The sequence below is a fragment of the Litoreibacter roseus genome (assembly GCF_009811795.1).
In the GTDB taxonomy this organism is placed as follows: Bacteria; Pseudomonadota; Alphaproteobacteria; order Rhodobacterales; family Rhodobacteraceae; genus Litoreibacter; species Litoreibacter roseus.
Genome location: NZ_BLJE01000001.1, coordinates 1,122,297 through 1,138,725, shown reverse-complemented (window position 1 = coordinate 1,138,725; position 16,429 = coordinate 1,122,297). Strand labels below are relative to the sequence as shown.

At 58.2% G+C, this 16,429-nt stretch carries 17 protein-coding genes; 7 read left to right on the top strand and 10 right to left on the bottom strand.

The window, feature by feature from the left end; genetic code table 11:
• Positions 1-3: 3 nt before the first annotated feature.
• A complete protein-coding gene (locus KIN_RS05675; RefSeq protein ID WP_159804951.1) occupies positions 4-666 on the bottom strand; it encodes a TRAP transporter small permease in 663 nt (220 codons plus the stop codon).
• 82 nt (positions 667-748) lie between these two features.
• Complete coding sequence (locus KIN_RS05670; RefSeq protein ID WP_279285223.1) at positions 749-1,735, bottom strand: DctP family TRAP transporter solute-binding subunit; 987 nt, start codon at positions 1,733-1,735, stop codon at positions 749-751.
• Positions 1,736-2,017: 282 nt separating this feature from the next.
• Here KIN_RS05670 and KIN_RS05665 point away from each other — a divergent pair, with 282 nt between their 5' ends.
• The 4 genes from KIN_RS05665 to KIN_RS05650 all read left to right on the top strand — a co-directional run bounded on the left by KIN_RS05665 (position 2,018) and on the right by KIN_RS05650 (position 5,650).
• Complete coding sequence (locus tag KIN_RS05665) at positions 2,018-3,751, top strand: sensor histidine kinase (RefSeq protein ID WP_159804949.1); 1,734 nt, start codon at positions 2,018-2,020, stop codon at positions 3,749-3,751.
• The gene (locus KIN_RS05660; RefSeq protein ID WP_159804948.1) at positions 3,751-4,992 is read left to right on the top strand and encodes a sigma-54-dependent transcriptional regulator; all 1,242 of its coding nucleotides are present in this window, start codon (positions 3,751-3,753) and stop codon (positions 4,990-4,992) included. Before KIN_RS05665 ends, KIN_RS05660 begins: the two co-directional genes overlap by 1 nt.
• Positions 4,993-5,116: 124 nt before the next feature.
• Positions 5,117-5,257, top strand: a complete 141-nt coding sequence (locus KIN_RS05655) for a hypothetical protein (protein ID WP_159804947.1) — start codon at positions 5,117-5,119, stop codon at positions 5,255-5,257.
• A 63-nt stretch (positions 5,258-5,320) separates the two neighbouring features.
• A complete protein-coding gene (locus tag KIN_RS05650) occupies positions 5,321-5,650 on the top strand; it encodes a TfoX/Sxy family protein (RefSeq protein ID WP_159804946.1) in 330 nt (109 codons plus the stop codon).
• 144 nt (positions 5,651-5,794) lie between these two features.
• Here KIN_RS05650 and KIN_RS05645 read toward each other — a convergent pair whose 3' ends face one another.
• From KIN_RS05645 to KIN_RS05610, 8 genes are read right to left on the bottom strand one after another with little or no spacing between them, the layout of a single operon-like run.
• Positions 5,795-6,478 carry a FadR/GntR family transcriptional regulator gene (locus KIN_RS05645; RefSeq protein ID WP_159804945.1) on the bottom strand — a complete coding sequence of 228 codons (684 nt, stop codon included), beginning with the start codon at positions 6,476-6,478 and terminating at the stop codon, positions 5,795-5,797.
• Complete coding sequence (locus KIN_RS05640; RefSeq protein WP_159804944.1) at positions 6,462-7,208, bottom strand: DUF1028 domain-containing protein; 747 nt, start codon at positions 7,206-7,208, stop codon at positions 6,462-6,464. The genes KIN_RS05645 and KIN_RS05640 overlap by 17 nt, the downstream gene beginning before the upstream one ends.
• Complete coding sequence (locus tag KIN_RS05635) at positions 7,205-8,992, bottom strand: gamma-glutamyltransferase family protein (RefSeq protein ID WP_243144821.1); 1,788 nt, start codon at positions 8,990-8,992, stop codon at positions 7,205-7,207. Before KIN_RS05635 ends, KIN_RS05640 begins: the two co-directional genes overlap by 4 nt.
• Positions 8,993-9,002: 10 nt before the next feature.
• Entirely contained in the window at positions 9,003-9,872 is an 870-nt protein-coding gene (locus KIN_RS05630) for an ABC transporter permease (protein ID WP_159804942.1), read from the bottom strand.
• A complete protein-coding gene (locus KIN_RS05625) occupies positions 9,872-10,816 on the bottom strand; it encodes an ABC transporter permease (RefSeq protein WP_159804941.1) in 945 nt (314 codons plus the stop codon). The genes KIN_RS05630 and KIN_RS05625 overlap by 1 nt, the downstream gene beginning before the upstream one ends.
• 53 nt (positions 10,817-10,869) lie before the next feature.
• Complete coding sequence (locus KIN_RS05620; RefSeq protein WP_159804940.1) at positions 10,870-12,375, bottom strand: ABC transporter substrate-binding protein; 1,506 nt, start codon at positions 12,373-12,375, stop codon at positions 10,870-10,872.
• A complete protein-coding gene (locus tag KIN_RS05615) occupies positions 12,372-13,481 on the bottom strand; it encodes an ABC transporter ATP-binding protein (protein ID WP_159804939.1) in 1,110 nt (369 codons plus the stop codon). Before KIN_RS05615 ends, KIN_RS05620 begins: the two co-directional genes overlap by 4 nt.
• The gene (locus KIN_RS05610) at positions 13,478-14,470 is read right to left on the bottom strand and encodes an ABC transporter ATP-binding protein (protein WP_159804938.1); all 993 of its coding nucleotides are present in this window, start codon (positions 14,468-14,470) and stop codon (positions 13,478-13,480) included. Before KIN_RS05610 ends, KIN_RS05615 begins: the two co-directional genes overlap by 4 nt.
• 215 nt (positions 14,471-14,685) lie before the next feature.
• Between KIN_RS05610 and KIN_RS05605 the strand changes: the two genes are divergently transcribed.
• Genes KIN_RS05605 through KIN_RS05595 form a run of 3 tightly spaced genes read left to right on the top strand, consistent with a single transcriptional unit; the run spans position 14,686 to position 16,350 of the window.
• Complete coding sequence (locus KIN_RS05605; protein WP_159804937.1) at positions 14,686-15,282, top strand: class I SAM-dependent methyltransferase; 597 nt, start codon at positions 14,686-14,688, stop codon at positions 15,280-15,282.
• Positions 15,283-15,290: 8 nt separating this feature from the next.
• Positions 15,291-15,593, top strand: coding sequence for a putative quinol monooxygenase (locus KIN_RS05600; RefSeq protein WP_159804936.1), 303 nt, complete (start codon positions 15,291-15,293; stop codon positions 15,591-15,593).
• Between the two features lie 4 nt (positions 15,594-15,597).
• Positions 15,598-16,350 carry a helix-turn-helix transcriptional regulator gene (locus KIN_RS05595; RefSeq protein ID WP_159804935.1) on the top strand — a complete coding sequence of 251 codons (753 nt, stop codon included), beginning with the start codon at positions 15,598-15,600 and terminating at the stop codon, positions 16,348-16,350.
• Positions 16,351-16,429: the final 79 nt, after the last annotated feature.

Below are 16,429 nucleotides of genomic sequence, written 5' to 3'. Positions count from 1 at the left end.
GGATCAGGTGCCTTTCGCTTGCTGTGCAGCTTCTTCGACCGCTTCTTCAGCTTCGTGGCTGACGATCAGCATATCTTTTTCGCCGGTGTAGATTTTCCATGTGACCTGCAATGTCCGGAAGAGCAGCAGTCCCATGGACAATGGCAGAACCATGTAAGGCACGGCACGCGGCATCTTTTCGTATTCGTCCCCGTCGTTCAGGAGACCTTCCAAAAACTTCATGGCTTCGGGTACGGGAATGTCATTCACCTCGTACCAGCCCTTGCCGCGGAAGCTTTCTTCGAACCCCAGCGGAAACCAGCGCCCCTCTGTTTGTGGCAGGTTGGCGAAGTTCGCCCAGTAATCCCACGCCCCTTTGAACATCAAAAATGCGAAGCTTACGCAGGCGAAGGCGGCCATCAGCCCGAGGATGCGCCGCGTTGCGGGCGACACCAGGTTAAGGATCGCGTCCACGCCCAGATGCGCGGTTTTCTTCACGGCGTAGGACGCGCCCAAAAGCACGAGCCACGCAAACATGAATACCGTCAATTCAAGCGCCCAGAGAATGTTGGAGTTGAAAACGTAGCGGGCCACAACGTTTGCAAATGTGAGGATCGTCATCAGTCCCAGTAGAACTGAGATGATTGTTTCCTCTATCGTATCAAAAAAAGACCTGTCCTCGGTCATGTCCCATCCCCCGATGAGGTTCAGCGAAAAAAAAGACGCGACAAGATCACTCCTGCCGCGCCCATGCTAGGCCGTGAGTGGCTTAGTTGACCATCGCGTTGGCTTTTTGAGCCGCTTCGATGTTTTCTTTTCCAACGTCACCTTCAAACTTGGTCCAGACCGGCTTCATCGCGTCGATCCATGCCTGACGCTGTTCGTCGGTCAGCTGGCGAATTTCGCCGCCTGCCGCGATGATGTCAGCCTTCGCTGCTTCGTTGGTCTGGGTCGACTCTGCGTTGCGGACCTGTGTGACCTCATCGAGGATCGTCAGGAATTGATCGCGTACGTCTGCGTCAAGGCTGTCCAACCAGTCAACGGATGTAACGACGAGGTAGTCGATGATGCCGTGGTTGGTTTCGGTGATACCGTCCTGCACTTCGAAGAACTTCTTGCCGAAGATGTTGGACCATGTGTTTTCCTGACCGTCCACAACACCCTGCTGAAGCGCGCCGTATACTTCGGAGAACGCCATTTTCTGCGGGCTGCCGCCGATGGCTTCCATTTGCGCAACCAGAACATCTGATGGCTGAACGCGGAATTTCAGACCGCTTGCGTCCGCTGGTGTGATAAGCGGTTTGCTTGCAGACATCTGCTTCATGCCATTGTGCCAGAACTCAAGCCCTTGAAGGCCGCGCTTTTGCATCGAGTCGAGCATCGCTTGACCCGCGTCGGAGTTCTGGAAGGTATCAACCGCCTCAACGTTTGCGAACATGAACGGCAGGTCAAAGATACGGAACTGTTTGGTGAAGGTTTCGAACTTGGACAGCGATGGCGCTGCAAGCTGAACATCACCTTGAAGCATCGCCTCCAACACTTTGTTGTCATTATACAAAGTCGAGTTCGGGAATACTTCCATGCAAGCCTTGCCGTTCATCTCGGCATTCACGCGCTCTTCAAGCAGCGAGGCGGCAATCCCTTTCGGGTGCTTGTCGGTATTTGTTACGTGGCTGAATTTAATAACCATCTCGCCGTCGTCACACGCGGCGGCGGCAACACTTGGTACAAAAGCAACGGCTGCTACGCAGGCCATTTTAAACAAAGTTTTCATGATTCCCTCCCATCGGAAAATCGAAGCAGTACAGAGCACCCCTTGTACTCTGTCATGTCACAACCATGACGCGAAAAAACCGGGAGGCAAAAGCAAATTGTTAAAAAAAATTTCCAAGTAAATTCAAACAATTGCCACATTTCACATGAGATATCCCCAGGAATTTGTGCGGCGATCCGCACAAAAATCTGTCGTTTTTTCTGATTGAGACCTAAGTCGAGGGTAGTTTTGCAGTCGAATCACTCCGGTGCGAATCGGTCCATTATGAACATTGTCCGCGCACCTTTTTTGCTTGCCTATGCCGGCTTGGTTATCGCTCTGGTTGCGGCTGTCTACACGCTTTCATTGCGCAACAATCTGGCCTTGATGGAGAGAACGGCAAACGTCCGCATCTCCCAAGCCGCCGACCGCCTGATGGGACAGTTGGAAAGCTACCGGGAACTGGCAAATTTTCTAGCACGGCACCCGACCCTGACGGCAGCCGCACTGGATAGACAGCTTGAAACCAGCGAATTTCTGTTGCGACAGGTCCTAATTGCCGGGGCACAGACGATCTATTTTATGGATCGTGACGGGGATGTTGTCGCCTCCTCCAACTTCGAAGAGGCGGAAAATCTGATCAGTCGCAATTTTGGTGCGCGAAAGGACGTGCAACGCGCGGCGAATGGCAGTCTTGGGGTTTATCATGCGGTCAGCGCCGACGATCTGACGCGTAACTTCTATTTCACGCGAAGTGCTATCGGCGATCGGACAAGCTCCTTGGGGTTCGTGACCGTCAAAGTAGACGTGGCCCAGCTGGAGTTCGAATGGCGCATCGACGAGGACGTGGTCGCTTTTGTCGACGAGCACGGCATGATTTTCAGCGCAAATCGCCCCGGTCTTATCCTGCGCCGCCTGACTGCCGACGCGAGCGAGACACAAACCGGCATCTTGACCCGGTATCCCCCGACTGCCGTGCGCGATTTCTTCCCGTATACAACGACGCGGCAAGGGCCTTACGACATATGGCACTTCGGGTCCGGCACGCCGTTGCCACAGAACGCGCTTGTGTTCAGCCGCTTCATTCCGACGCTGGACATGTCCGCGCGGGTTTTCATGGATCTCGCCCCGGCCCAAGCCCGCGCCAAGCTAGAGGCGCTTCTCGCCGCAGCAAGCATGGCCTTGATCGGCTTGGTGCTGCTGACACTGGCCCAGCGACGTCAGGCCCTGTCGGATCAGTTGGAATTGGAAGAGGCTGCCAACGCCCGGCTTGAGGCCCGCGTGGCCGAGCGCACATTACAACTGCGCCAAACGCAAGAAGATCTTGTGCAGGCGTCCAAGCTAACTGCTTTGGGGGAATTGTCCGCTGGCATCAGCCACGAATTGAACCAGCCGCTTGCCGCCATTCAGAACTTCGCCGCCAATGGGACCAAGCTGATTGATCGGGACCGCGTGGGCGAAGCGCGCGAAAACCTGACGTTGATCACCGATCAGATCGGCCGCATTGACCGGATCATTACAAATCTCAGAGCCTTCGCCCGGAAGGAAACGCTAACACTGGACCGCATCGATATTGCACAGGTGATCCGGGACGCACGTGTTCTGGTGGAACCCCGACTGCGAAGCGAAGCCGTTGAACTAAAGTTAGAGCTTCCAAACACCCCTATTGTTGTTCGCGCGGGCGCGGTCCGTCTGCAGCAGGTGTTTCTCAATCTCATGGGCAACGCCATCGACGCACTGGAAGCGCAAGAAGATCGTCGCATCTGGATTACCGTGACAGAAGACAGCGATGATGCGGTCTTCACCATCCGCGACAATGGTCCTGGGCTAGACCATCCCGAGAAAGTGTTCGAGCCGTTCTACACCAGCAAAGAGGTCGGAGCGAGCAAAGGGTTGGGTCTGGGGCTTTCGATCTCCTACGGGATCGTAGGAAGTTTTGGCGGCACATTGATCGCCGCCAACGCCAAGGATGGCGGCGCGATATTCACCATACGTTTGAAACGAGTGCGGGAGGCCTGATGCCGACCTTTAACAAATATGTCTTCCTGATTGAGGACGACGCCGTCTTGCGGCGTTCCCTGACCCAATCCTTGGAACTTGAAAACATCAACGTCACTCAAAGTGGCAGTTTGGTCGCGGCGAAACCACAGATCGCAGACACTTATCCGGGCGTCGTGGTGAGCGACATTCGGATGCCCGGTCGGGACGGGTTCGATGTGCTTGCATGGGTCAAAGAGATTGATCCGGAGCTTCCTGTGATCTTGCTCACTGGCGAAGGCGATGTGCCAATGGCTGTGCGCGCGATGGCCGAAGGCGCTTATGATTTCCTGCAAAAACCGTGCCCGCCCGAAAAATTGCTGGAGGTCCTGAACCGTGCGATTGACCACCGGCAGCTTGTGCTGCGCTCTCGCCATCTGGAGACGAAGTTAAAAAACGGGGACGCTGCCGCACAGAATTTTCCGGGCCCGTCTGCCGTGACCGAAAAACTGCGCGCGGACTTGCGCCAAGCCGCAGAGATGTCGTCCCATGTGTATTTTTGGGGGCAGCCCGGCGTGGGCAAGCGGCTCGCGGCCTTCACGCTTCACAGCCTGATGCCAAGGCCCCGCGCCTTCCGCCCGTATTCCATGCGCGAGCTGAGCGCGACGCAGCTGGCCCATCTGGACGTGCCGGACGGCCCGTTTGATCTGTCGATCAAACATCTGGACCTGGCGACCGCAGATCAACACGACGCGTTGATTTCGCTGATGGACACACACAAACACCTGCGCGTTCTGGCCTCCGCCTGCCCGCCTTTGGACATTCTGCGCAACCAGGGACTGGCCAGCGATCTGTTCTTTGCTTTGGACACGATCCGGATCGAAATACCGACCCTGTCGCGGCGCAAGGAGGACCTGCACGATCTTTTCGAGTCTTTGGTCCGTCAGGCAGCCCGGAACATGAACAAGCATATGCCCAACATCCCGGACGACGTGTTTTCAGACGTTTTGGCGCGAAACTGGCCCGAAAACCTGCCGGAACTTCGCAACCATGCGAACAATTTTGCAATGGGGACAGCAACACCTACAGATGTTCAAAGCGATCATACGCTGGCAGAACAAATGGACGCTTTCGAAAAGCTGGTATTGTCCGAAGCACTGCGCCGCCGGAACGGAAAAGCCTCCGAAACAGCCGAGGCATTGGGCCTTCCGCGAAAGACGTTTTATGACAAATTGGCCCGACATAGTCTCAAACCGAAGGACTTTCGGGGCTCAGCTGGCTGATTGTTTATAAAAAACGCGTCAAATCTGCGACAAACACCTCAATTGTGAAGCGGTTTCTTCAATGAATTGGGACATACTGATGTCACCGATGCAACCATCGGCTGTGTAGTGAAAGGTATGTCCAATGGAAAACGAGACACAACGAGATGAGACGGAGCATAAAGTCGACGCGCAGGACACCAAAGATGTTCGTACCGACTTTACAGGAAAAGACGACGACAAAGATCTGCCCGAAGTGATCTTCCGGGATTGGGCGGCAATTTAAGACGTCGCGCCCTCAGGACGACAGGCTGGTCAAAGGTCGAATGTCTGCTGTATCATGACGCCCATGTCCGAACCGGTGTCATCGATCAAAAATCTTGGTCCTGCCTACGAGGCAGCACTGACGCGCGCGGGCATTACATCCGCCGAGGCGCTTCGCGAACTTGGCGCAGACAAGGCCTATGCCAGGCTACTGGAAACCGGCAGTAAGCCTCATTTCATCGGCTACTATGTACTGGTGATGGCATTGCAGGGCCGCCCATGGAACGACTGCAAAGGTGCCGAGAAAGCAAAACTCCGTAAGCGTTTCGACGCAATAAAGGCCACATCCTTTGACAGCGACCTCAGCGCATTTGAGGCCGAACTTGACGCGATCGGCGTGATCAAGCGCGCATAGACTGAATTTACTGAAGTCCGATAAGAGCCTTCAAGTGTTAGTTCGATGCGATTCAAGAGATTTATCGCAACTGCGGATATCAAAAACCATCATCACGCTGCATCGTGAAACCAGTGCCCAGGTCCACACAGTCTTGCGCACCTCTCACTCGCCGGCTTCGCGCGTGGTCCCGTCAAATTCCGCCTGAAGCGCCATGAAACGGGCCGATAGATGGTCGTGCATCGCTTGGCGCGCCGCATGAGGGTTCCGCGCCGCAATGGCGTTGATAAGAACCTCATGTTCACTGTGCGGCACCGCCATAGACGATCTGCTCCGCGCACGGGCGCGCACCGCCACCCAATCCGGATTGGATCGGATGCGATCCAGCAATGCGAAGGCCGTCAGAAGCGGGCGGTTGCGAGCACATTGCGCAATCAGCCGGTGTAAGGCGCCGTCCCACAGCTCTATCGTCTGCGCATCTGCCGCGACCTGTCGTGTTGCAAGCGTGCGCAGGCGCGTAATCTCATCGTCGGTCATTCGAACGGCGCAGAGGGCCGCCAGTTCAGGTTCGATGCACAAGCGGGCCTCCATCACCTGAATGGGGTCCGTTTCACCCGCGATCCGCGCGGCCAGATCACCGGTCGGATCCTGTGGCTGGCCTGCATACGTGCCGGAGCCCTGCTTGCGCCACACCAACCCCTCGACCTCCAGCTGGTCAAGCGCCTGCCGCACCAACCTGCGTGAGGTGTTGAACCGTTCCGCCAGCGCGCGTTCCGTGGGCAACCGACCGTCAGCGGGCAATTCCGCCTCGATCAGCGCCATGAGGCGGAGTTTAAGTGGCTGTGTCATGGTCGACCGCGTGTGACGAACTGCTTCGCCCTTGCGATACCCGACGCGCTTCCGCTTCGGCAATAGCGGCATCAATATGATCCCGCGTCGGGCTGCCAGAAAAGTTCGCCTCAGTTGGCATGCCGAGCGCAAAGTGGACGTATCGCTCCTGCGCCACCTGCCAAAGTCTGTCGAGTTCGCCCAAGGGATCGGCATGGTCGTCAGCACGCAGCGACAGCCATGGATGCTGCTCGCCACGGTGAATTGTAAGGCCCGCGGCCTGCCGACCCCGTTTGTCACCGCCCGCGGCCTCACCCGCCTGCATTGCTGTGATCATCCGTGTCGCGAGCGGACCGGTCGTGGACAGAAACACCTCGGATGTCACCTCGACCACCTCCGGACCTGCCAGCATGTTCCCGGCAACGGAGTGATCCTTGCCGATAAGATGGCCCGCCCAATCGACGCAATCCGCGCCGGTGTGGGCCGCGAATACGCCGCTTGCGTCCATTATGTGCGCCTGACGGATCGTCTGCCCCTTATCGCGCGCGACGAAATCAGCCAGCACGTCATGAGCATCCTCCGTCTCAAGCCGCGTCTGCCCCTCTGTGCCCCAGACAGGATTACAGAACGCCTGACTTGCGACGGCGGTGCGTGGACCGACATAGGGCACGACCGCGCCGCAAGCGAAGAACTTCGAGGCGACGGTAAGGCCGATCTCATCGCCATCACGTGCGATCAGGCTCCAGGTCATCGGCCAACCGCATAGGCTTGCATAAGACGCGGTGTCGCGGCGGCGCGCAGGACACCGTCCGGATCCCGAAGCGCGGCGGTCAGACGACCTACGGACCACGGTTCTGCAACCTGCACAACGTGACCACGCGCGCGCAAATCATCGATAACCGCATCGCCAAACCCTGGCTCCGCCATCATTTCACCGGGCTTGGTTGCCCTCGGGTAAAAGGAGCCCTGAAAATGCATAGAGTGAAACAGCGGAGCGTCGATACACGCCTGAAGCTCCATGTTCCAATGGACGAAACGCAGGAACCAGATCAATTGCCACTGATCCTGTTGGTCACCACCCGGTGTGCCGAACACCATCCGCCGACCATCTTCGTGCACCGCGAGCGACGGGGTCAACGTCGTCCGGGGTCGGCGTCCCGGGGCAAGTGAATTTGGAAGTCCCTCTTCCAGCCAGAACATCTGCGCGCGTGAATTCAATGGAAATCCCAGCCCCGGCACAACCGGGTTTGATTGCAGCCACCCGCCCGACGGCGTGGCCGCGACCATGTTTCCCCAACGGTCAATGATATCGAGGTGAACCGTGTCGCCGCGCTTCTCCGTCAAATGGGCCATCGTGGGTTCTTGCGGTGCGGCATCGACGGCGCCAAAATCACGGGTCGCGCGGTCTATGTAGGCATCGGCCAGATGCTCAAATCCGGCGATGCGACCGGGGCGGTGTTCTGTGCTGGCCTCTGAACCAATCAGCGCGGCCCGCTCGGCGTTATAGCTGTCTGACAAAAGTTGCTCGATGGGAATGTCGTTGTGACGCGGGTCGCCGTAGTAAGCCTCCCGGTCCGCATAGGCCAGCTTGATGGCCTCGATCACCGTATGGACAAAATCCGCCCCCAACGGATCCATCCCTGCGATGTCATGGTGCTTTAGGATCGCCAAGGCCTGCAAAAGAACCGGCCCTTGAGACCAGGCCTGCGTTTTGTGAACCGTCCACCCTTCGTAGGTGTAGGACAAGGAAGGTTCATAGGCCGCAGACCAGTTCGCCATATCGGCCTTGGTCAAGACCCCCTTGTGCTTCGTGCCGGAGACATCCATCACCTCTGCGTCGTCCACATAGGCATCGATCGCCTCCGCCACGAAGCCCGACGCCCACTCCTTGCGAGCAGTGTCGATCTGCTGGATGCGGTCTGCCCCCGCGGCCTCACCCGCCTCGACCAAGCGCGTATACGTGTGGGCAAGATCCGGGTTCTTGAACAATGTATGGGCATCGGGCGCGACACCATCAGGCATCCAGACGGCCGCGCTGCTGGGCCAGTGCTCAGCGAAATATTCAGCAAGTCCAGCGATGGTGTTGGCCACACGTGGCAGGATCGGATGGCCTTCCCGCGCATAGGAAATCGCTGGATCAAGCACGTCCCGCAGGTCCATGGTGCCGTGGTCACGCAGCATCAGCATCCAGCCGTCGAACGCGCCGGGAATGACAGTCGCCAAATGGCCGGATCCCGGTATCAGGGTCAGACCTTGCGCACGGTAGTGTTCCAAAGTAGCCCCGGCAGGTGCCGGGGCTTGGGCGCAAAGGACCTGCACCGCTTCCCCGGCCTTCTGGAAAATCGCGGGCATATCGCCGGCCGGGCCGTTGAGGTGGGGTTCCACAACCTGCAAGGTGAGGCCGGTCGCAACGGCTGCATCAAACGCATTCCCACCGCGCTCAAGGATCGACATGCCCACGGCCGACGCGATCCAGTGCGTCGATGTGACAACGCCAAACGTGCCGCGTATTTCCGGTCGGGTTGTGAATGCCATAAGGTGCCTCTCAGTGTTCGCGGGGGTCGAGCGCGTCGCGCAGACCATCGCCTAGAAGGTTGAACCCCAGCACCACAAGGAAAATCGCGATACCGGGGTACAGCGCCATCCAAGGCGCTTGGTTGAGGAAGTTCTTGGCCGTGTTCAGCATGGAGCCCCAACTGGGCGCGGGCGGTTGTTGGCCGAGGCCCAGAAACGACAAGGACGCCTCTGCAATGATAGCCGTCGCGATCGTCAGCGTGGCCTGCACAAGGATCGGCGGCAGAACGTTTGGAAAGATGTAGCGCGACAGGATCAAGCGGGTCGGCAACCCGATGGCCCGGGCGGACTCGACGTAGTCTTCGACTTTCACATTGATGACCTGGCCCCGTGTCAGACGGATAAACAGCGGTGTGGCCGAGATCCCGATTGCGATCATCGCATTTGTCAGGCTTGGTCCCAGAAAGGCCGCGAGTGCAATCGCGAGGATCAGAAAGGGCGCCGCCAAAAGCGCCTCGGTGCAGCGGGAAATAACAGCGTCGATCCACCCGCCGAAATAGCCTGCTATGATACCAAGCGGCACGCCGATGATCACGGCGATCCCAACCGAAATAACACCCGCCAACAGCGAGGCCTGCGCGCCCCAGATCATGCGGGACAGAACATCGCGACCGATCTCGTCGGTTCCCATCCAATGCGCCGCCGACGGTGCCTGCCGGACAGCGCCCCAATCGGTTGCAGCCGGATCAGGGATCGGCAGGATCGGCGCAAGCAGTGCGACGGCAAGAAAGAAGGTCACCAAAACACCGCCCAGCATCGCCGAACTGTGGCCGCGAAACTTCTTCCAGACCCGGTTCTCCGGCGCTGGAAGATCGGCGGTGTCTTGATCAACCAGCGCCATTACGCCCCTCTCAGCCGCGGATTGAGCAGGAAATAAGCCATGTCCGCGAGCAGGTTCATTAAGATGAAGCCCACGGCCGTAACCAGAACGATACCCTGAACCACCGCATAGTCGCGGTTGAATACCGCATCGACCACCAGTTTGCCGAAGCCGGGGATCGTAAATATTTGCTCCGTCAGAACCGCGCCCGCGATCAACTCCCCAAACAGAAGCGCGGTGAGGGTTACAATCGGGGTCAACGCGTTGCGGAAGGCATGCTTGAAAACGACCCTTCGTTCGGACAAGCCCTTGGCGCGGGCGGTGCGGATATAGTCCGAGGTCAGCACACCCAGCATCGCGGACCGGGTGTGCCGCATCAGCGTTGCCGCAAGCGCGGTTCCCAAGACGAACGCGGGCATGATCATGGTGCGGATAGACTGCCAGAGATCCTCCCCCGGCGGGACATAGCCCGAAGCGGGAAGCAGCTGCCACTTCACCGACACCAGCAGGATTAGCATGATCCCCAGCCAGAAGTTCGGGATCGACAGCCCCGAAAGCGCCACGACATTGGCCACGTAATCAGTGAGCGTCCCTTTGCGGTAGGCAGACAGGATGCCCGCCGGGATGCCGATCAGGACTGCAAAGATCAGCGACATCACAGCCAGTTGGATCGTGACGGGAAGTTTTTCTGCGATCAGTTCAGTCACCGGCTGGTTGGTGCGGAAAGATGTTCCCAGATCCCCCTGTAGTGCATTCCCGACCCACGCGAGATACTGGATCGGGATCGGGTCATTCAGCCGGTATTTCTCGCGCAGAAATTCGAGGACCTCCGGGTCGCGCTCCTCCCCTGCCAACACCAATAAGGGATCGCCCGGCAAAAGCTTTTGCAACGCAAACACGAAGACCGAGATCAAGAGGATCGTCGGTATCGCGATAGCCAAACGGCGGAGAAAGAACGACAGCATGAAATGCCCCTTGTCGGATGTCCGGCTGCGTTATCTGCAGCCAGACGGTCCAGTCATTCAGAGAGGGTTACACCTTCGAGGCGGATCATCCCGTCAGGATATGGTGTGAACCCTTCGATCCCTGCATCAAGCGCCGTAATCCAGCTTTGGTGATAGAGGTACACCAGCGGCGCTTCGTCGATCAGAATGGCGCGCGCCGCATCGTACTGGGCCTTCCGGGCTGCTGTGTCGGCCTGTGACCGGGCCGCATTCAGCGCCTCATCGACGGCAGGATTCGAGAAACCGCTGTCGTTGATGCCGCCATCCGTGGTCACGAACTGATGAATGTTGCCGTCCGGATCAACCCGACCCGACCAGCCAATCTGGCTGGCTTGATAATCACCTGCAGATTGATCCGCCAGAAGGGTCGCGAACTCCTTCGAGACGATCTCGACCCGGATGCCAGCTTCGGCGGCCATAGCTTGGACAACCTGCATCAATTGAAGCGGAATGGTGGTGTTGGGCACCTGTACCGTCAGATCAACGCCGTTGGGATACCCAGCTTCGTCCAAGAGGCCCTTTGCTTTCTCGACGTCGCGCGCTTCGATCGGGAATTCGCTGTTGTACCAAGGGGATGTGGGCGGGAAGGATTGATTGCCGGACGCATATGCCCCCTCGAACACCACCTGATTTATGGCGTCCCGATCCATCGCATAGCTGAACGCCTGACGCAGACGCTTGTCGGTCCCAAATGGATTGTCCGCCTTGTCGCCATTGCCGACATTGAACGTGATACCCTGATAGCCAAGGGACACAGCCGAGACGACATTGATATCCGGATCCGCTTCAGCTTGTCCCAGATCCGTGGGGGCGAGCCGTTCAAGGATATGAATATCGCCTGATTGCAGGTTGGCCAACCGAACTGTGGTGTCCGGAATAGGCAGGAAGGTGACGCTATCAAAATTGATTGCGTCGACGTTCCAATAGTCCTGGAACTTGTTGAGAACGATACGGTCTTGCGCCACGCGTTCGCCGAAGGTGAAGGGGCCAGAACAGACCGGGGCTAGTCCAAAATCTGCCCCCGCCTCGGCTGCCGCAGCAGGTGACACCATCATGCCCGCCCGGTCTGCCAATTGCGCCATCACGGTGGCATCGGGCCCTGTCAGATTGAGCGTCAGGGTGTAGTCCCCCGTGACGTCCACGGATGCGATAGAAGACAGCTCTGACTTCCGACGGCTTTCCTCAAGTGTCTGGGATCGCTCGATGTTATCCGCCACCGCTTGTGCGTTGAAGGCGGTACCGTCATGGAACACCACGCCCTCCCGCACCGTCATCTCAATGGACAGACCGTCCTCCGCCACTGTCCATTCGGTCGCCAACTGCGGGATGATTTCAAGGTCCGGCGTGATGTCCACGAGCTTGTCACAGAGGGAGGCATAGACAATCCGTCCCACAAACGTACGTGACTGATCGGGGTCCAGGATGTCGGCGTCAGACTGCAATGCAATTCGCAGGTCTTGACCCGTTGCGCCCGTCGCGATCATCGCGATGGCTGCCGTGGTCAGGGCTAGATATTTCATCTCATTTCCTCTCTGTCAGGTTTGGGCTGAGCGATCTGGGTGATCTTCGCCCCCTCGGTCGCTTTTCTGTAAAGATCAAGCCGCGCTTTCGTGGCCGCGCTCCGGTTGAGCGGGAAAGGCTGGCGCGGTGCATCGACGATGTCCCGCCAGTGATGACACGCCGTCATATGACCATCTGAGGTCTCGTCCGGCACTGGTACGACCTTTCTGCAGCGGTCTGTCGCGTGCGCACATCGCGTATGGAATGCACAGCCTGGGGGTGGCGCGGCGGGACTGGGCATCTCCCCATCAATCTGCGGACGGCCCGCCCTGTTCCGATCATCGGGATCCGGGATCGCATCGAGAAGCGCACGGGTGTAGGGATGGCGCGGAGCCTCAAACAGGGCATCCGTTGTCCCCTGCTCGACGATTTTCCCCAGATACATCACCGCTACGCGATCAGACATATGGCGGATCACGGCCAGATCGTGAGCGATCAAGATCAGAGTCAGACCAAGGTCCCTGCCCAGATCACTGAGAAGATTGATCACCTGCGCCTGTACCGAGACGTCCAAGGCAGAAACCGGCTCATCACCAATAATCAGCCGCGGACCAGAAGCGAGCGCGCGCGCGATGCCGATCCGCTGACGCTGACCGCCAGAGAACTCATGCGGATATCTGCCCGCATGTTCCCGTCTCAATCCAACCTGCGCCAAAAGGTCCGCGACTTTGGCGTGCCGATCTTTGGCCGAAAGCTGGGGCGCATGTATTTCCAACGGCTCGCCGATCAGCTTTCCAACGGTCATCCGCGGGTTCAGCGACGAGAACGGATCCTGAAAAATGAACTGCATGTTCCGACGCAAGTCGGCCAGCGTCCTGCCACTGGCATGGGTCACGGCAGTCCCGTCGAAGACAACCTCGCCCTCCGTTGGATCAAGCAGGCGCATCAAGACCCGGGCAAGTGTCGATTTTCCGCAGCCTGACTCGCCGACGATTGCGAAGGTCTCGCCAGATGTGATCGAGAGCGAAACGCCATCGACGGCACGCACCAAAGCGGCCTTACCGAACAGTCCCCCACCTATCCGGAAGTGCTTCTTCACGTCGCGCGCTTCCAAGATCGCAGTCATCCAGCGACCTTAAGCATCTGCTCGAGCGGCGCAAAATGACACGCTACGCTGTGGTCCGGGCCCACCTCCGCCTGCGCCGGTCGCGTGCTGCATGTCTCGGCGGCAAAGGCGCACCGCGTGCGAAAACGACAACCGCTTGGCATCTGCCGGATAGACGGAACAGTACCGTTGATGGTGGTCAAGCGTTGGCGTGGTCCGGACAGGCGCGGCACAGAGGCCATCAACCCAATCGTATAAGGGTGCTGCGGGTTTTCGAAGATCTCGGTCATAGGGCCGCTTTCCACGATATGACCGCCATACATCACGGCCACAGTATCAGCGACATCAGCGACCACACCCAGATCATGAGTGATCATGATGGTGCCCATCCCGGTGTCTCGTTGAAGATCGCGGATCAGGTTCAGAATCTGCGCCTGAATGGTGACATCCAGCGCTGTGGTTGGTTCGTCTGCGATCAGAAGACGGGGGTCATTGGCAAGCGCCATGGCGATCATCACGCGCTGGCGCTGACCACCTGAAAATTGGTGCGGGTACTGATCAAGCAGTCGTTCAGGCGATGGCAACCCAACGCAGCGTAACATTTCCAACGACCGAAGACGCGCATCACCCCGCGAGCATCCGCTGTGTCGCTGGACGGATTCCGCTATTTGCTCTCCCACGCGAAAGACGGGATTGAGTGATGTCATCGGCTCCTGAAAAATCATCGCGATCCGTCCACCACGAAGGTCAGATGGGACACGATCCTTCGTGAGATCAAATGCTTGGCCGTCAAATGTCATGACGCCACCATGAATCTCCGCGGCGCCCGGCGGCAGAAGCCCCATCAGCGCCATGGCTGTGACGCTCTTGCCGCACCCCGACTCGCCAACAACGCATAGGATTTCGCCGGCGGCGACGGACAGGCTGACATCTTCCACCGCGCAAACTGGCTGCCCCTTGAAGCGCAGGCTGAGCTTGCTCAGTGACAGAAGGGGAGATTGATCTGGCACTCTGCCCTCAAAATGAACCAATTATGTATTGGTGCGCTCGAATTTTGGTAGGAGTCAATGAAAACTGGCGGATTACGCGCGAGAGGTCTGCAGCGTTCGCTATTTCAGCCTGAATGCGCGGTTTTGAGGCGCTCTATGAAGAATGGGCCGTTTCGCGGCAGATATCGGCTGTCCGACTGTAGTGCGACAGTGATCGTCGCTCTTAAGAAAAGCCCATGGATATCGCCGGAACATACGACCGCGCCGCGCCGAGATGGGGCAAGCAGGTCGCTCGCCTTGGGTACGGGACAGCTTACGAAGATTTTCTGTCCGGACATACTATCCCGGACGGACCAGTTCTGGATGTCGGCACCGGCGATGGGATCTTTGCACGGTCGTGGATTGCCCAGAATGGAAGCACTGATTTCACGCTGCTCGATCCTTCTGCGGCCATGCTTGAGCATGCAAGAAATCAATTTGCGCGAAGCGGCCTTTGCCCGCGCTTGGTCAACAGCAGCCTAGAAGGTTTCGATCCGGATAATGGGTTTTGCGCCATTCTTGCGGCACATGTCTTCGAGCATTTCGCAGATCCGTGGACAGCACTTTCGATACTTGCGCGAGGTCTGCGCCCAAGTGGAAAACTCTTCCTCGTGATCTCTAAGCCCCACTGGTGCAACTGGCTGATCTGGATCCGGTTTCGCCACCGCTGGTTTGCGCCAGAACAGATTGTTCACATGGCACTGGATGCCGGGCTCACCCATCAAATGACCCATGACTTCAAATGCGGTCCGCCAAGTCGCACAAGTCTCGGCTACATTTTTACCAAACCCTGAGGAAACCCATGCTGATCGCTCATATCACGTTCAAGCTCGCGCCCGAAAACCGAAGCCCCGCCCTCGAAGCGCTCATCGCTGAAGCCGAGGGCGTTTGTGCTATGGCAGGATGCCAGACGTTCATCCCCTTCCTGCATCCGACGGACCATACTTGCGTTGGGATCATCCACGAGTGGGATACACGGGAAAGCTTTTCGGCCTACATCGCCTCACCTGCCTTTGCAGCACTTGGCAATGCATTGCGCCCGCTTATGATCGGGCCCCCCGTGAGCAAGCGCTTTGACGCTACGCTGATCGAAGGCGTAACCTAACCCGATGGAGCCACCCGCCTACTGCTTTCACAAGACGTTCGCCCCGTCCGGTCCATCGGCGTTTCAGATGGAACGGCACTACCTCCTCTACGCGCTTGAAGGCACGTTGCGTCTTGAGGCTCAGGGCCAACGATGGACCTTGCCACCCGCGCGGGCCGCGTTGATCCAGGCGAACGAAGAGGTCACCATCACGATCCTGTCGCAACTCACGTCGGCCTCGGTTCTTTTTGCGCCAAGTTTTATGTCACCCCCGCCCCAAGTGCTTTGCGTTTTTGACCTATCGCCATTGGCACATGAGTTGATCCGCGAATGTCGTGATTTCGGCCCGGACGGTGGGCCACTGCCAGTCTACGCCATGACGCTGTTTACAACGTTGGCAGAGGTCGTCCTGAAACTGGCACAATCCCCCAGCAAATGTGTGTTGCCGTCTCCGTCGTCACCGGCGCTTCTGCGTGCGGTTCAATTGACGGAGGATCAAGCCCATGGCGCACCGACATTCACCGCGATTGCAAAGGCCTCCAACCAGTCGCCCAGAGCGCTGGCGCGGCGGTTCTCCTCGGAGATGGGCATGACATGGCGCGAGGTTTTGCGCCGGATCAGAATTGTTCGCGCCGTGGAGATGTTGGCCATGACCGAAGCATCCGTGACAGAAATCGCGCACCAGGTGGGCTACGGGTCCCTGTCCGGCTTCAACGCGGCATTTCGGGATCACATGGGGCTGTCACCGACGGAATACAGGGCCAGTTTCAAACGCTAGGGATTTGCAATACGCCCGTTCACACACCACGTGAGAGGAATGCAGCCAGATCATTGCTCAGGAACCATCGAACGAGATC

What these genes read in the sequence shown, in the direction of transcription:
- KIN_RS05675 (WP_159804951.1), bottom strand. Translation starts at nt 666, where the DNA reads ATGACCGAGGACAGGTCTTTTTTTGATACGATAGAGGAAACAATCATC.
- KIN_RS05670 (WP_279285223.1), bottom strand. Translation starts at nt 1,735, where the DNA reads ATGGCCTGCGTAGCAGCCGTTGCTTTTGTACCAAGTGTTGCCGCCGCC.
- KIN_RS05665 (WP_159804949.1), top strand. Translation starts at nt 2,018, where the DNA reads ATGAACATTGTCCGCGCACCTTTTTTGCTTGCCTATGCCGGCTTGGTT.
- KIN_RS05660 (WP_159804948.1), top strand. Translation starts at nt 3,751, where the DNA reads ATGCCGACCTTTAACAAATATGTCTTCCTGATTGAGGACGACGCCGTC.
- KIN_RS05655 (WP_159804947.1), top strand. Translation starts at nt 5,117, where the DNA reads ATGGAAAACGAGACACAACGAGATGAGACGGAGCATAAAGTCGACGCG.
- KIN_RS05650 (WP_159804946.1), top strand. Translation starts at nt 5,321, where the DNA reads ATGTCCGAACCGGTGTCATCGATCAAAAATCTTGGTCCTGCCTACGAG.
- KIN_RS05645 (WP_159804945.1), bottom strand. Translation starts at nt 6,478, where the DNA reads ATGACACAGCCACTTAAACTCCGCCTCATGGCGCTGATCGAGGCGGAA.
- KIN_RS05640 (WP_159804944.1), bottom strand. Translation starts at nt 7,208, where the DNA reads ATGACCTGGAGCCTGATCGCACGTGATGGCGATGAGATCGGCCTTACC.
- KIN_RS05635 (WP_243144821.1), bottom strand. Translation starts at nt 8,992, where the DNA reads ATGGCATTCACAACCCGACCGGAAATACGCGGCACGTTTGGCGTTGTC.
- KIN_RS05630 (WP_159804942.1), bottom strand. Translation starts at nt 9,872, where the DNA reads ATGGCGCTGGTTGATCAAGACACCGCCGATCTTCCAGCGCCGGAGAAC.
- KIN_RS05625 (WP_159804941.1), bottom strand. Translation starts at nt 10,816, where the DNA reads ATGCTGTCGTTCTTTCTCCGCCGTTTGGCTATCGCGATACCGACGATC.
- KIN_RS05620 (WP_159804940.1), bottom strand. Translation starts at nt 12,375, where the DNA reads ATGAAATATCTAGCCCTGACCACGGCAGCCATCGCGATGATCGCGACG.
- KIN_RS05615 (WP_159804939.1), bottom strand. Translation starts at nt 13,481, where the DNA reads ATGACTGCGATCTTGGAAGCGCGCGACGTGAAGAAGCACTTCCGGATA.
- KIN_RS05605 (WP_159804937.1), top strand. Translation starts at nt 14,686, where the DNA reads ATGGATATCGCCGGAACATACGACCGCGCCGCGCCGAGATGGGGCAAG.
- KIN_RS05600 (WP_159804936.1), top strand. Translation starts at nt 15,291, where the DNA reads ATGCTGATCGCTCATATCACGTTCAAGCTCGCGCCCGAAAACCGAAGC.
- KIN_RS05595 (WP_159804935.1), top strand. Translation starts at nt 15,598, where the DNA reads ATGGAGCCACCCGCCTACTGCTTTCACAAGACGTTCGCCCCGTCCGGT.